Source organism: Mesorhizobium ventifaucium (assembly GCF_935822925.1).
Lineage (GTDB): Bacteria > Pseudomonadota > Alphaproteobacteria > Rhizobiales > Rhizobiaceae > Mesorhizobium > Mesorhizobium ventifaucium.
Genome location: NZ_CAKXZS010000005.1, coordinates 113,449 through 127,608, shown reverse-complemented (window position 1 = coordinate 127,608; position 14,160 = coordinate 113,449). Strand labels below are relative to the sequence as shown.

The 14,160-nt window shown below is 62.2% G+C and carries 11 protein-coding genes; 10 read left to right on the top strand and 1 reads right to left on the bottom strand.

All coding sequences use genetic code 11. From position 1 onward, the window contains the following. Positions 1-146 precede the first annotated feature (146 nt). The 8 genes from NMG70_RS05145 to NMG70_RS05110 all read left to right on the top strand — a co-directional run bounded on the left by NMG70_RS05145 (position 147) and on the right by NMG70_RS05110 (position 8,451). The gene (locus NMG70_RS05145; RefSeq protein ID WP_254023526.1) at positions 147-1,379 is read left to right on the top strand and encodes an ABC transporter substrate-binding protein; all 1,233 of its coding nucleotides are present in this window, start codon (positions 147-149) and stop codon (positions 1,377-1,379) included. A 101-nt stretch (positions 1,380-1,480) separates the two neighbouring features. Continuing rightward, on the top strand, positions 1,481-2,374 hold the full coding sequence (locus NMG70_RS05140) for a carbohydrate ABC transporter permease (RefSeq protein WP_023797405.1): 894 nt from the start codon (positions 1,481-1,483) through the stop codon (positions 2,372-2,374). Then, positions 2,367-3,302, top strand: coding sequence for a carbohydrate ABC transporter permease (locus NMG70_RS05135; protein ID WP_254023525.1), 936 nt, complete (start codon positions 2,367-2,369; stop codon positions 3,300-3,302). Before NMG70_RS05140 ends, NMG70_RS05135 begins: the two co-directional genes overlap by 8 nt. A gap of 2 nt (positions 3,303-3,304) precedes the next feature. Continuing rightward, the gene (locus tag NMG70_RS05130; protein WP_254023563.1) at positions 3,305-4,402 is read left to right on the top strand and encodes an ABC transporter ATP-binding protein; all 1,098 of its coding nucleotides are present in this window, start codon (positions 3,305-3,307) and stop codon (positions 4,400-4,402) included. Positions 4,403-4,469: 67 nt separating this feature from the next. Beyond that, entirely contained in the window at positions 4,470-5,216 is a 747-nt protein-coding gene (locus NMG70_RS05125) for a sugar phosphate isomerase/epimerase family protein (RefSeq protein ID WP_254023524.1), read from the top strand. A 12-nt stretch (positions 5,217-5,228) separates the two neighbouring features. Continuing rightward, positions 5,229-6,392, top strand: coding sequence for a Gfo/Idh/MocA family protein (locus tag NMG70_RS05120; protein ID WP_254023523.1), 1,164 nt, complete (start codon positions 5,229-5,231; stop codon positions 6,390-6,392). 385 nt (positions 6,393-6,777) lie between these two features. Beyond that, entirely contained in the window at positions 6,778-7,824 is a 1,047-nt protein-coding gene (mgrA, locus tag NMG70_RS05115) for an L-glyceraldehyde 3-phosphate reductase (RefSeq protein ID WP_254023522.1), read from the top strand. Positions 7,825-8,046: 222 nt separating this feature from the next. Then, positions 8,047-8,451: a Fur family transcriptional regulator gene (locus tag NMG70_RS05110; RefSeq protein WP_254023521.1), complete on the top strand. Its 405-nt coding sequence runs from the start codon at positions 8,047-8,049 to the stop codon at positions 8,449-8,451. Positions 8,452-8,604: 153 nt separating this feature from the next. Here NMG70_RS05110 and polA read toward each other — a convergent pair whose 3' ends face one another. Continuing rightward, positions 8,605-11,571: a DNA polymerase I gene (gene polA / locus NMG70_RS05105; RefSeq protein ID WP_254023520.1), complete on the bottom strand. Its 2,967-nt coding sequence runs from the start codon at positions 11,569-11,571 to the stop codon at positions 8,605-8,607. 403 nt (positions 11,572-11,974) lie between these two features. Here polA and NMG70_RS05100 point away from each other — a divergent pair, with 403 nt between their 5' ends. Further along, positions 11,975-13,360 carry a M20/M25/M40 family metallo-hydrolase gene (locus NMG70_RS05100; RefSeq protein ID WP_254023519.1) on the top strand — a complete coding sequence of 462 codons (1,386 nt, stop codon included), beginning with the start codon at positions 11,975-11,977 and terminating at the stop codon, positions 13,358-13,360. A 131-nt stretch (positions 13,361-13,491) separates the two neighbouring features. Then, complete coding sequence (locus NMG70_RS05095; RefSeq protein WP_254023518.1) at positions 13,492-14,112, top strand: ribonuclease D; 621 nt, start codon at positions 13,492-13,494, stop codon at positions 14,110-14,112. Positions 14,113-14,160 lie beyond the last annotated feature (48 nt).

The following is a 14,160-nucleotide window of genomic DNA, read 5'->3' as shown; positions in this document are numbered from 1 at the left end:
TTGCTGCGGCGCAGTGGGCGGACATTGCGCGGCGAGTTTGTTCGCGGCTCGAAAAAATGCCTGACTGCTCCAGTTCAGGGGTTGCGCGCTTCCAACAATTGCCGTATCGAAAATCTGTAACGTTTCAGATTCTGGGAGGAGCCGAAATGCGATACCAATTGATGACCGCTGCGTTGGCGGTGACAGCCGCGCTCGCCGCCCCGGCGGCAGCGACGGATCTGGAAGTCACCCATTGGTGGACTTCGGGCGGCGAGGCGGCGGCGGTCGCCGAATTCGCCAAGGCGTTCGACGCGACAGGCAACCGTTGGGTCGACGGCGCCATCGCCGGCTCCGGCGGCACGGCGCGGCCGATCATGATCAGCCGCATCACTGGCGGCGACCCTATGGGCGCCACCCAGTTCAACCACGGAAGGCAAGCGGAAGAATTGGTGCAGGCCGGTCTGATGCGCGATTTGACCGAGCTCGCCACCAGGGACAAGTGGACGGAAATCGTGCAGCCGAAGAGCCTGCTCGACGGCTGTACCCTCGACGGCAAGATCTATTGCGTGCCGGTCAACATCCACTCCTGGCAGTGGCTGTGGCTGTCGAACGCGGCCTTCGAAAAGGCCGGTGTGCCGGTGCCGAAGAATTGGAATGAATATGTCGCGGCAGCCCCGGCGCTGGAGAAGGCAGGCATCATACCGCTCGCGGTCGGCGGGCAGCCCTGGCAATCCTCGGGCGCCTTTGACGTGCTGCTTACGGCGGTCGGTGGTACGGACGCTTTCTTGAAGGTCTATCGCGACAAGGATGCCGAATTCGCCGCCGGGCCCGAGGTCGCCAAGGTGTTCAAGGCCGCGGACGATGCCCGCAAGATGGCGAAAAACACCAATGTGCAGGACTGGAACCAGGCCACCAATCTCGTCATCTCCGGCAAGGCCGGCGGCCAGATCATGGGCGATTGGGCGCAGGGCGAGTTTAGGGTTGCCGGGCAGATCGCCGGCAAGGACTATACGTGCCTTCCCGGCCTTGGTCTGAACGAGGTCATCGCCACTGGCGGCGATGCCTTCTACTTCCCGCTGCTGCAGGACGCTGAAAAGTCCAAGGCGCAGGAAGCGCTGGCCGAAACGCTGCTCGATCCCAAGACGCAGGTCGCCTTCAACCTCAAGAAGGGCTCGCTGCCGGTGCGCGGCGATATCGACCTCAAGGCGGCGAACGACTGCATGAAGAAAGGGCTCGACATCCTGGCCAAGGGCAGCGTCATGCCCTGGACCGACCAGCTGCTGTCGCAGGACACCCAAAAGCAGAAGGAGGACCTTTTCTCCGAGTTCTTCGCCAAGCCGGACATGACCGTGGAAGAGGCGCAAAAGCGCTTCGCCGACATCGTCGCCTCAGCGGACTGACGATCGACGAACCGCTCGCTCCCGGCCCGCGACCGCGGGGCCGGGAGCTCCGGGTCAAGTCTTGACCCTTCGGCCTTACCCGATCCAGCCCGGCTGTGCAGATGAGCAAGAGCGAACGCCCCAACCAACTCTTCCGCAACCTTAACGCCAAGGTCGCCTCTATTCCGATGGTCCTCACCGCACTGGTGATCTTCGTCGGCGGCAGCGCGTGGACGGTGCTCTATTCCTTCACCAATTCAAAACTGCTGCCGCGGCTGAACTTCGTCGGGCTCGACCAGTATTATCGGCTGTGGTCGACGCCGCGCTGGCTGGTCTCGATCGAGAACCTGCTGGTCTACGGCGTGCTGTCGCTGGTGTTCTCTCTCGTCATCGGCTTCATACTGGCGGCGCTGCTCGACCAGAAGATCCGCTTCGAGGACACGTTCCGCACCATCTTCCTCTACCCATTCGCGCTCTCCTTCATCGTCACCGGCCTGGTCTGGCAGTGGCTGCTCAACCCGGAGTTCGGAATCCAGGGGGTGGTGCGCGGCCTCGGCTGGGAAAGCTTCAGCTTCGATCCGCTCTACAATTCCGACATCGTCATCTACGGCATCTTGATCGCCGCGCTCTGGCAAGGCACCGGGCTGATCATGTGCCTGATGCTGGCGGGCCTGCGCGGCATCGACGAGGATATCTGGAAGGCCGCCCGGGTCGATGGGATACCCACCCTGAAGACCTATCTCTTCATCATCATCCCGATGATGCGGCCGGTCTTCATCACCGCGCTGGTCATCATCGCCGCCGGCATCGTCAAGGTCTATGACCTGGTCGTCGCCCAGACCAGCGGCGGTCCGGGCATCGCCTCCGAAGTGCCGGCCAAATATGTCTATGACTACATGTTCTTCGCCCAGAACCTCGGCCAGGGCTTCGCCGCCTCGACCATGATGCTGCTGTCGGTGGTCGTCGTCATCGTTCCCTGGGCCTATCTCGAATTCGGAGGCAAGAAGCGTGGCTGACCTTGCCGTTTCCCTGCCAGCCGGTACGGGCTCTATCGGGCTTGAGGCATCCGGGCCGCGAGGGCCGAAGCCGCGGCATGTGTTCTCGCGTCGCAACATCTTCCTCTATGGCACGCTCATCGTGGTGGCGCTGTATTATCTGCTGCCGCTCTACGTGATGGTGGTGACATCGCTCAAGGGCATGCCGGAGATACGCCTCGGCAACATCTTCTCGCCGCCGCTCGAGATCACCTTCGAGCCTTGGGTAAAGGCTTGGTCCAGCGCCTGCACCGGCCTCAACTGCGACGGGCTCTCGCGCGGCTTCTGGAATTCGGTGCGCATCACCGTTCCGTCGGTTATCCTGTCGATCGCCATCGCTTCGGTGAACGGCTACGCGCTTGCCAACTGGCGCTTCAAGGGCGCCGACACTTTCTTCGTGATCCTGATCGTCGGCGCCTTCATCCCCTATCAGGTGATGATCTATCCGATCGTCATCATCCTGCGCGAGATCGGCCTCTACGGCAGCCTAAGCGGCCTGGTGATCGTCCATTCCATTTTCGGCATGCCGATCCTGACGCTGTTGTTCCGCAACTATTTCACTTCCATGCCGGAAGAACTGTTCCGGGCGGCGCGCGTCGACGGCGCCGGCTTCTGGGGCATCTATTTCCGCATCATGCTGCCGATGTCGCTGCCGATCTTCGTCGTCGCCATCATCCTGCAGGTGACCGGCATCTGGAACGACTTCCTGTTCGGCGTCGTCTACACCCGCCCCGATACCTATCCGATGACGGTGCAGCTCAACAACATCGTCAACTCGGTGCAAGGCGTGAAGGAATACAACGTCAACATGGCCGCCACCATCCTGACCGGCCTGGTACCGCTCGTCGTCTACTTCGTTTCCGGCAAGCTTTTCGTGCGTGGCATCGCCGCCGGCGCGGTGAAAGGATGATGATGACAAGTCTCGAAAATCCCAGCGTCTCAATCCAGGACCTGTCGCTGAATTTCGGCGCAATTTCGGTGCTGGAGACGCTCAACATCGATGTCGCCGAGGGCGAGTTCATCGTGCTGCTCGGGCCGTCCGGCTGCGGCAAGTCGACCTTGCTCAACTGCATCGCCGGCCTGCTCGACGTTTCGGACGGCCGTATCTTCATCAAGGGCAAGAACGTCACCTGGGAGGAGCCCAAGGACCGTGGCATCGGCATGGTGTTCCAGTCCTATGCGCTCTACCCGCAGATGACGGTGGAGAAGAATCTGTCCTTCGGGCTGCGCGTTGCCGGTATCCCCAGGGACGAGATCGCCAAGCGCATCGCAAGGGCCGCCGAAATCCTGCAGATCGAGCCATTGCTGCAGCGCAAGCCTTCGGCGCTGTCGGGCGGACAGCGCCAGCGTGTGGCGATCGGGCGGGCGCTGGTGCGCGACGTCGACGTCTTCCTGTTCGACGAGCCGCTTTCCAATCTCGACGCCAAGCTGCGCGCCGAGCTGCGTGTCGAAATCAAGCTGCTGCACAGCAAGCTGCAGAACACGATGATCTATGTCACCCACGACCAGATCGAGGCGATGACGCTGGCCGACCGCATCGCGGTGATGAAGGGCGGCGTCATCCAGCAGCTCGACGCACCGCAGAAGATCTACAATCGCCCGGTCAACCGTTTCGTCGCCGGCTTCCTCGGCTCGCCGGCGATGAATTTCCTCGACGGCCGGCTGGAGAAAAATGATGGCAACTGGCACTTCGCCGTCGAGGATGTGCGGATCCCGCTTGCCACCTACGCTTTTGAAAAGGAGCCCGTGCCGGGAGCGGCGGTGTTCGGTATCCGGCCCGAGCATGTCGCGTTCAACAGCGGCTCCGGATGGCCGTTCACAGCCACGGCAAATGTCGTGGTCGTCGAGCCCATGGGTTCCGACACACTGGTCTGGCTGAAGCTCGGAAATCAGAATTTCACCGTGCGGGTGACATCCGAGCGCACGCCAAACAACGCCGACAGCGTGAGCATCGGTTTTGACCCGATGCGCGCTTCGCTGTTCGACGCTGCAACCGGCAACCGCCTGTAACACCCGCCTGTAAGACCCCGGGAATTTCACCCTCAAAACATCCATCCCCAGAGAACGGACAGAGACGATGAATTGGTCATTCCAACTTTACAGCGCCCGCAACTTCCAACCTTGGGCAGGGGTGCTCAAGATGCTGGGCGAGCTCGGCTACGCGCAGGTCGAGGGGTTCGGCGGCGTCTATGACGATCCCAAGGCAATTCGTGCCGAACTCGACAAGAACGGGCTCGCCATGCCGACCGGCCATTTCTCGATCGATGCGCTTGAGAACGATTTTGACGGCGTGCGCAAAATTGCCGACGCGCTCGGCATCACGCTGCTCATCTGCCCCTATCTGGTCGCCGAGAGCAGGCCGACCGACGCCGCCGGCTGGCGCAGCTTCGGCGCACGCCTGGCCAAGGTCGGCGAGACGGCTGACAAAGCCGGCTACGGCTTTGCCTGGCACAATCATGACTTCGAGTTCAAGAGGCTTGCCGACGGCTCGGTGCCGCAGGACCACATCCTGGCGGCAGCGCCCGACGTCGGCTGGGAGATAGACGTCGCCTGGGTGGTGCGCGGCGGCGGCGATCCGCTGCCCTGGATCGAGAAGTATGGCAAACGTATCGCCGCCGTCCATGTCAAGGACATCGCCAAGCCCGGCGAGGGCCTCGACGAGGACGGCTGGTCCGATGTCGGCCACGGCACGATCGACTGGGCCGGTCTGATCCAGGCGCTGCGCGCCAACAGCGCCGCCAAATACTACGTCATGGAACAGGACAATCCCAATGACATCGAGCGCTTCGCCCGCCGCTCGATCGCAGCCGCCAAGACCTATTAGGAGCAAACCAGCATGGCAAGAAAACTTGGGGTCGGCGTCATCGGCTGCGGCAACATCTCGAAGGCGTATTTTTCACTGGCGCCGCTGTTTCGCGGCATCGAGATGCGCGCCTGCGCGGATATCAACATGGATGCGGCGAAGGCGCGGGCGAAGGAGTTCAAGTTGCGCGCCGAGACAGTCGAAGGGCTGCTCAAGGCCGGCGACATCGACATCATCGTCAATCTCACCATTCCGGCGGTGCACTACGAGGTGTCGAAACAGATCCTCGATGCCGGCAAGCACGTCTATTCGGAAAAGCCGTTCGTGCTGTCGGTCAAGGAAGGGCTCGACCTGAAGAAACTGGCGGAGAGAGACGGACTGCGCATCGGCTCGGCGCCGGACACTTTCCTCGGTGGCGCGCACCAGCTTGTCCGCAACCTGATCGACACTGGCAAGCTTGGCAAGATCACCAGCGGCACATGCCACGTGATGAGCCATGGGATGGAGCACTGGCACCCCAATCCGGACTTCTTCTTCCAGCCTGGCGCTGGTCCGGTGCTCGATATCGGACCCTATTACATCACCAACCTGATCCAGCTGATCGGACCGGTGAAGCAGGTGGCGGCCTTCGCTTCGATCCCCTCGACAGAACGCACCATCAGTTCGAAGCCGCGCGCGGGCGAAAAAATCCTGGTCGCCACTCCGACGACGATCCACGGCGTGATGGAGTTCGAGAATGGCGCCGTGGTGACGCTCAATAGCAGCTGGGACGTGTGGAGCCATGGCCATGCGCCGATGGAACTCTACGGCGAATTGGGCACGGTGTTCTTGCCGGATCCGAATTTCTTCGGCGGCGACGTTCGCTTCACCAATGCCGCCAAGCCGGTCAAGAAGTTGCCGAAGTGGAAGCATCCGTTCGGCGTGGCCAACCAGATGCATTCGCACGGCATGATGGCCAATTACCGCACCGCCGGTCTCGCCGACATGGCGCTGGCGATTGCGGAAGGTCGACCGCATCGCTGCTCGATGGAACTGGCGCTGCATGCCGTCGATGTGATGACCGGCATGTTGCGGTCGGGCGCGAGCGGAAAGTTCGTTGCCATGCAGACCACCTGCGAACGGCCTGCGGCACTGGGCGTCAAGGATGCGGAAGGGCTGTTAGCGAAGAAGAAAGGACCTTCGGCGAAGAAGAAATAGGTGCAAGAGACTGTTTGGAAACTCTGCTCCCGGCGGCCATGATGGCGTTTTCTGCGCTTACCTACAGCGCCGCGCGTCCTTTGGACGCGCAAAGGACGCTGTAGCACTTTTGATTTTGCGCATGATCCCTTCCGAAAATCTTTCCGATTTTCGGGGTCATGCGGGCTCACGGACCCAAATGTCCGCTCCGCTCCGGTTCTCGAAACCACCACCATATGACTCGCCGGAGCGACTTTCCTAACAAGCCTCTAAGCGCTTCAGTGGTTGCGACATGTCGACCCTCTCCCCATTGGAACGGGGAGAGGCTAAGGGTGAGAGGCAGAGCCGACTCACCCTTTTTTCGCGGTGGCAGCTGCCTGGCTCGCTTATGATTTGAGGATCCCCCATGCCCTATGTGCCTGCTGAAAACCGCTACGAGAACATGGTCTACAATCGCTGCGGGCGATCCGGCCTGAAATTGCCAGCGATCTCGCTCGGGCTCTGGCACAATTTCGGTGACGACACGCCGCACCGGACCAAGCAGGCGATAGCGCGCAAGGCCTTCGATCTCGGCATCACACATTTTGACCTCGCCAACAATTACGGCCCGCCACCCGGTTCGGCGGAGACGGCTTTTGGCGAAATCCTGCGGACGGATTTCCCCTCCTATCGCGACGAGCTGATCATCTCGACCAAGGCCGGTTATGAGATGTGGGCCGGACCTTATGGCGAATGGGGCGGGCGTAAATATGTGCTGGCCAGTCTCAACCAGAGCCTGAAGCGGATGGGGCTCGAGTATGTCGACATCTTCTATTCGCACCGCTTCGACCCTGATACGCCGCTGGAAGAAACGATGGGTGCGCTCGATCACGCGGTGCGCTCGGGCAAGGCGCTTTATGCTGGCATCTCCTCCTACAATTCGCAGCGCACGCGCGAGGCCGCCGACATATTGAAGCAGCTCGGCACGCCTTGCATCATCCATCAGCCGAGCTATTCGATGCTCAACCGCTGGGTCGAGGACGATGGTCTGCTCGACACGCTGGAGGGGCTCGGCGTCGGCTCGATCGTGTTCACGCCGCTGGCGCAAGGCATGCTGACCGACAAATATCTCGGCGGCATCCCTGAGGGCAGCCGCGCCAGCCAGGGCAAGTCGCTGCGGCCGGCCTTCATCAACGACAAGACCATCGCCAACATCAAGGCGCTGAACGCGATAGCCGGCCGACGTGGGCAGACGCTGGCGCAGATGGCGCTGGCCTGGGTGCTGCGCCGGGGCCGGGTGACCTCGGCGCTGATCGGCGCCAGCCGGCCGGAACAGGTCGAGGATTGCGTCGGCGCGCTGAAGGCGCTCGACTTCAGCGATGCCGAGCTCGCCGAAATCGACACCTACGCGCGCGAAGCCGACATCAATCTGTGGGCCGCCTCCGCCGAGCGCAAGGGTCCACCACGGAAGTGATCCCAACCCGGAAATGATGGCAACGCATAGCCTAACAGGTGCGGCGGGGACTGCTCCCGCCGGTTTCATCGAGTTTGCGTCTGCTCGGAGTTAGCCGGCTTCTGGCCGTGCCGGCACAGAAACAGTAGCAAAAAGGCCGGTTCGTCGCTATCTGGATGGAATTGAAGCGTTTGCATGCGGAAATGACCTGCAGCCGGCGCAAAACGGGTTGGAAACAGGATCATGGTGGCAAGGAATGGGCTGACGAAGAACCAGTTGTGCGTGCTCGAGAAACTCGAGGCCGCCAGCGGGCCGCTCAGCGCCTATACATTGCTCGACCAGCTTCGCGAGCGGGGTTTTCGCGCACCGCTGCAGGTCTATCGCGCGCTCGACACGCTGGTGAAGTCCGGCTTCGTGCACAGGCTCGAAAGCCTCAATTCCTTTGTCGCCTGCGCCGAGCCGCACGACCACAGCCATTCGATGACCGCCTTTGCCATCTGCGACACATGCGGACAGGTGACCGAATTTTCCGACCATGATGTCGGGCACCGGCTCGACGAATGGGTGCGCTCGACCGGCTTTGCCGCCAAGAAGGCGGTGATAGAATTTCGCGGGACGTGTGCCAAATGCCTGGCCGAGGCGGCTTAAGGTGTATTGATATTCAGGTGATGCCGGCCTGCAAATGGTGACTTCCTGCGCTTCCGGTGCTCACGTACCCAAAAGTACGCTCCGCTCCGGTTCTCGGAGCCACCATTTTCGACTCGGCCTGACCTGAATCTCAACACACCTGGCTTGGGGGCATCAATGAGCCTCTTCCCAATTGTCGGCGGCGCGTGCGTCGACATGCAGCGGCACCGACATCGACACCGCCGGCATCGCGGCGTTCTCCATCACATGGCGCACGACGGGGATCGTCGCCTCGACCTCCGCTTCGGCCGTCTCGAAGACCAGCTCGTCATGCACTTGCAGCAGCATGCGGGCCGAAAGCTTCGCCTTTTCCAGCGCGTCGTCCATGCGTATCATGGCGCGGCGGATGATGTCGGCCGCTGTGCCCTGCAGCCGGGCGTTGATCGAGGCGCGCTCGTTGAAGGCACGGACTGACGGGTTCGACGACCGTATCTCCGGATAGTGGATGCGGCGGCCGAAGATCGTTTCGACATAGCCGTATTCGCGGGCATAGGCCTTGGTCGCGTCGATATAATCGCGGATGCCGGGGAAGCGTTCGAAGTATTTCTTGATATAGGCGCCGGCCTCTTCGCGCGGGATCGACAGCTGGTTGGCCAGGCCAAAGGCGGAAATGCCGTAGATGATGCCAAAATTGATCGCCTTGGCGCGGCGGCGTATCTCCGAGGGCATGCCCTCGACCGGCACGTTGAACATTTCGGAGGCGGTGATGGCGTGGATGTCGGCGCCGTCGGCAAACGCCTGCTTGAGCTGCGGGATCTCGGCGACATGGGCGAGCACACGCAGCTCGATCTGGCTGTAGTCGGCGGAAACCAGCTTGTTGCCCTTGTCGGCGATGAAGGCCGTCCGGATCTTTCGCCCCTCGACGGTGCGTACCGGAATGTTCTGCAAATTGGGATCGGAGGACGACAGCCGGCCCGTCGTCGTTGCGGCAAGCGCGTATGAGGTGTGGACGCGCTTGGTGTCGGGATGGACGAAACCGGGCAGCGCATCGGTATAGGTCGATTTCAATTTGGTCAGCTGGCGCCAGTCGACGATCTTGCGTGGCAACTCGTGGCCTTCTGCGGCGAGGTCTTCCAGGAGCTGCGCCGAGGTCGACCATTGGCCGGTCTTGGTCTTGGAGCCGCCGGGCAGGCCCATCCTGCCGAACAGGATATCGCCGAGCTGTTTTGGCGAGCCGATATTGATGCGCTCACCGACGAGTTGGTAGATCTCGTCCTCCAGCCGCGCGGCGCCCTGTGCCAGCTCGCCGGAGAGCCGCGACAGGATCTGCCGGTCGACGGAGATGCCGCGCTGCTCCATTCTTGCCAGAACCGGCACCAGCGGCCGTTCCAGCCGCTCGTAGACCGAGATCAGGCCCTTGGCGGCAAGCCGTGGCTTTAGCACCCGCCAGAGCCTGAGCGTCACATCGGCGTGCTCCGCGGCATAGGCCGTTGCCTTGTCGATGTCGACCTGGTCGAAGCCGACGAAGCTTCTTCCAGAGCCGGCCAGTTCCTTGAGGGCAATGGTCGAGTGGCCGAGCCACTTTTCCGACAGAGCCGCCATGCTGTGGCCGCCGGAGGTGCCTGCGTCGAGCACGTAGGAAATCAGCATGGTGTCGTCGAAGGGGGCGATATCGATGCCGTGGCGGCTCATGACGACGAGGTCGTATTTCAGCTCCTGAACGATCTTGAGAACCGACCTGTCCTCCAGCAACGGCTTCAGGATGCCAAGCGCCTCACGGATCGGAATCTGGTTTTCGACCACTCCGCCGCCGAGCAGGTCGCCGTTGCCACTTTTGTGGGCGAGCGGCACATAGGCGGCGCGACCGGGCGCGGTGGCTATGGACAGGCCGATCAGCTCGGCCTGCATCGGATCGGCTGAAGTGGTCTCGGTGTCGAAGGCGACGATGCCGGTCTCCATCGCCACGGCCACCCATGCCTTCAGCACTTTAGTGTCGCGGATGGAAACGTAGGCGCTGGTGTCGATCTTGCTGGCAGTGGCGTCCTCGAAGCGAAGCGCCGAGAGAAGCGAAGGGGTGTCGCCTTGCTTGGGTTCCACCTTGACGGTGGCCGGCACCGCTTCCCCGGCTTCGTCTGTCACCGCGCCTGCCGCGCTTTCGGCGGCTGCAGGCACGCCAAACCCCATATCGGGACCATGCGCGGTGTCGGCGCGCTCGATAATGACGGGAACGGGTTTGACGTCAGCCGCTTCTGTTCCGGTCGCTTCCGCCACGCGGCGGGTCAGCGAGGAGAATTCCATCGTCTTGAGGAAGCCGATCAGCCTCGGTCCGTCGGGCGGGTGCAACACGAAATCATCGAGCCCGCCGTTCACCGGCACGTCGTTCTTCAGCGTCACCAGTTCACGCGAGATGCGCGCCTTGTCGGCATTGGCGATGATCGATTCGCGGCGCTTGTCCTGCTTGATCTCGGTGGCACGGGCGAGCAGCGTGTCGAGATTGCCGAACTGTTCCAGCAATTGCGCCGCGGTCTTCGGCCCGATGCCGGGCACGCCCGGCACATTGTCGACCGAATCGCCGGTCAGCGCCTGCAGATCGATCATTTTTTCCGGCGGCACGCCCCATTTCTCGATGACCTCGGGAACGCCGATCTGGCGGTCCTTCATCGGGTCGTACATGGCGACCGAAGGGCCGACCAGCTGCATCAGATCCTTGTCGGAGGAGATGATGGTGGTGTCGGCGCCAGCTTCGCAGGCAAGCCGGCAATAGGTGGCGATCAGGTCGTCGGCCTCGTAGCCTTCCGTCTCGAGGCAGGGCAGGTTGAAGGCCCTGGTCGCCTGGCGGATCAGGCCGAACTGCGGGATCAGATCTTCCGGCGGTGCCGAGCGGTTGGCCTTGTATCCGGGGTAGAGGTCGTTGCGGAAGGTTTTCGACGAATAGTCGAAGATGACGGCGAAATGCGTCGGCACGATGCCGACATCGGTGTTGCGGGCGTCCTGCGTCAGCTTCCACACCATATTGCAGAAGCCGAGGACGGCACTGGTCGGCAGCCCATCGGATTTGCGGGTCAGTGGGGGTAGCGCGTGATAGGCACGGAAGATATAGCCGGAGCCGTCGACAAGGAACAGATGATCGCCTTTTCTCATGGGACGAAGGGATAGCGCGGCGCGGCGTCGTGGTCCATGCCAAAGGCGGCCTCAACCACCGGTTCCGGCAACATCCCTGACACGTCGATCCGATCACGGGTATGTTACGAAAGTGTAATTTTCGTGCCCTTGAATCGCCACGTTCGGAGACACAAATAAACGCCATCGGCATTTTTCGCCGAGGTCCGGAGCAAGGCCCGTCCCCCGCCTATCCCGGACACTTGCGGCAGCCTATCCCCCTCTCCGGGCTGCCGCATCGTTTCGAGTAAAGGCCGCCGTGGTTCCCCCTCCACCACGGCGGCATTTTTTTGCCCTTTGAAGCCCGTGGTCCAACGACCGCCGGCTTTTCGTTTCCGCCTCGCAGCTTTAGGGTTGCCGCTCAGAATCGAAAGGCCTGATAAAAATGTCCAGAATTTCTCCCGTCCTCGACCGCCTCGACAACAACCTCGACGAGAGCCTGGAGTGCCTGTTCGGCCTGCTCAGGATCAAGTCGATCTCCACCGATCCGACCTATGCCGCAGACTGCCGCAAGGCGGCGGAATGGCTGGTGGCGCAGCTCAGACTGATCGGGTTCGACGCGAGCATGCGTGACACCCCAGGCCATCCGATGGTGGTGGCGCACCATGACGGGCCGGCGGGCGCACCGCATGTCCTGTTCTATGGCCATTACGACGTGCAGCCGGTCGACCCGATCGAGCTCTGGGAAAGCGATCCGTTCGCGCCCTCGGTAAAGGAGATCGAGCCCGGCCGTCAGGTGATCGCGGGACGTGGTTCGGCCGACGACAAGGGGCAGTTGATGACCTTCGTCGAGGCTTGCCGCGCCTGGAAGCAGGTGCATGGCGAGCTGCCGTGCCGCATCACAATTCTGTTCGAGGGCGAGGAGGAGTCCGGCTCGCCATCGCTGAAGCCCTTCCTCGAGGCAAATGCGGCCGAACTCAAGGCCGACTTCGCGCTTGTCTGCGACACCGGCATGTGGGACCGCGATACACCGTCCATCTGCGTCGCGCTGCGCGGGTTGGTCGGCGAGGAGATCACGGTGAAAGCCGCCGACCGCGACCTGCATTCCGGTCTCTATGGCGGTGCTGCCGCCAATCCGATTCGCATCCTGGCCAGGATCCTGGCCGACATCCACGACAAGGACGGCCGCGTCACCATTCCCGGTTTCTATGACGGTGTCGAGGAGACGCCTTCGCAGATCCTGAAGTCGTGGGAGGCGCTCGGCGAGACCGCTGAGACGTTCCTTGGGCCTGTCGGCCTGTCGGTCCCTTCCGGCGAACACGGCCGCTCGGTGCTCGAACTCACCTGGGCGCGGCCGACTGCCGAGTTCAACGGCATTATAGGTGGCTATACCGGCAAAGGGTTCAAGACGGTGATCGCGGCGGAAGCCTCGGCAAAAGTGTCTTTCCGCCTCGTCCACAAGCAGAATCCGGAAAAGATCCGCGCCGCTTTCCAGGCCTTCGTCAGGGAGCGCATCCCGGCCGACTGCTCAGTCGATTTCCACCCGCATGGCGGCTCGCCGGCGATCCAGCTTTCCTACGACTCGCCATTTCTCGCCAAGGCCAAGGATGCGCTGTCCGACGAATGGCCGAAGCCGGCGGTGACCACGGGAAGCGGCGGCTCGATCCCGGTGGTCGGCGATTTCCAGACTTATCTCGGCATCGAATCCTTGCTGGTCGGTTTCGGGCTCGACGATGACCGCATCCATTCGCCGAACGAAAAATACGAGATGAGTTCCTTCCACAAGGGACAACGCTCCTGGGCGCGCATTCTCGATGCGCTGACACGCTGAGGGGCGAGAATTCAACTTTCTGTTGATTTTTCATCGGATCGCGGCGAGGACGGACAACTTGGCACCGAGTGCCAGCGTCTTAGCGCGTCCGAGGGGACACGCGGCGCTACAGGCCGCGACCGGAGAAGACGATGAGCGATATCCGCTTCCACAAGAACGACCTGCCGGGGCTCCTGCACTACGACGTCGGGGCGGTTGCCATCGACACGGAGACGCTGGGGCTGAACCCGCATCGCGACCGGCTTTGCGTGGTGCAGATCTCGCCGGGCGACGGTTCCGCCGACATCATCCAGATCGCGCCCGGCCAGAAGAAGGCGCCAAACCTCGTCAGCCTGCTCCGGAACCGCAGTATAACCAAGCTGTTCCATTTCGGCCGCTTCGATCTCGCCGTGCTCTACCACGCCTTCGGTGTCATGCCGGAGCCGGTGTTCTGCACCAAGATCGCCTCGCGGCTGACCCGAACCTACACCGACCGGCACGGGCTGAAGGACATCTGTTTTGAGCTTCTCGGCGTCGGCCTGTCGAAGGCGCAGCAATCGTCAGACTGGGCGGCGGAGACGCTGTCGCCCGAACAACTCGAATATGCAGCCTCCGACGTGCTCTATCTGCACCAGCTACGCGATGTGCTGACGATGCGGCTGGCGCGCGACAACCGGACCAAGGAGGCTGAGGCCTGCTTCCGCTTCCTGCCGACGCGTGCAAAACTCGACCTGATGGGCTGGGATGAGGCAGACATCTTCGCCCACAGCTAAGTGGAACCAGGTGTTCGCCGCGACTTTCTGTCGGTCGATGGAGGGATG

Excerpts from the sequence above, each read along its gene's own strand:
- NMG70_RS05145 (WP_254023526.1), top strand. The coding sequence starts at position 147 with ATGCGATACCAATTGATGACCGCTGCGTTGGCGGTGACAGCCGCGCTC.
- NMG70_RS05140 (WP_023797405.1), top strand. The coding sequence starts at position 1,481 with ATGAGCAAGAGCGAACGCCCCAACCAACTCTTCCGCAACCTTAACGCC.
- NMG70_RS05130 (WP_254023563.1), top strand. The coding sequence starts at position 3,305 with ATGACAAGTCTCGAAAATCCCAGCGTCTCAATCCAGGACCTGTCGCTG.
- NMG70_RS05125 (WP_254023524.1), top strand. The coding sequence starts at position 4,470 with ATGAATTGGTCATTCCAACTTTACAGCGCCCGCAACTTCCAACCTTGG.
- NMG70_RS05120 (WP_254023523.1), top strand. The coding sequence starts at position 5,229 with ATGGCAAGAAAACTTGGGGTCGGCGTCATCGGCTGCGGCAACATCTCG.
- mgrA (WP_254023522.1), top strand. The coding sequence starts at position 6,778 with ATGCCCTATGTGCCTGCTGAAAACCGCTACGAGAACATGGTCTACAAT.
- NMG70_RS05110 (WP_254023521.1), top strand. The coding sequence starts at position 8,047 with ATGGTGGCAAGGAATGGGCTGACGAAGAACCAGTTGTGCGTGCTCGAG.
- polA (WP_254023520.1), bottom strand. The coding sequence starts at position 11,571 with ATGAGAAAAGGCGATCATCTGTTCCTTGTCGACGGCTCCGGCTATATC.
- NMG70_RS05100 (WP_254023519.1), top strand. The coding sequence starts at position 11,975 with ATGTCCAGAATTTCTCCCGTCCTCGACCGCCTCGACAACAACCTCGAC.
- NMG70_RS05095 (WP_254023518.1), top strand. The coding sequence starts at position 13,492 with ATGAGCGATATCCGCTTCCACAAGAACGACCTGCCGGGGCTCCTGCAC.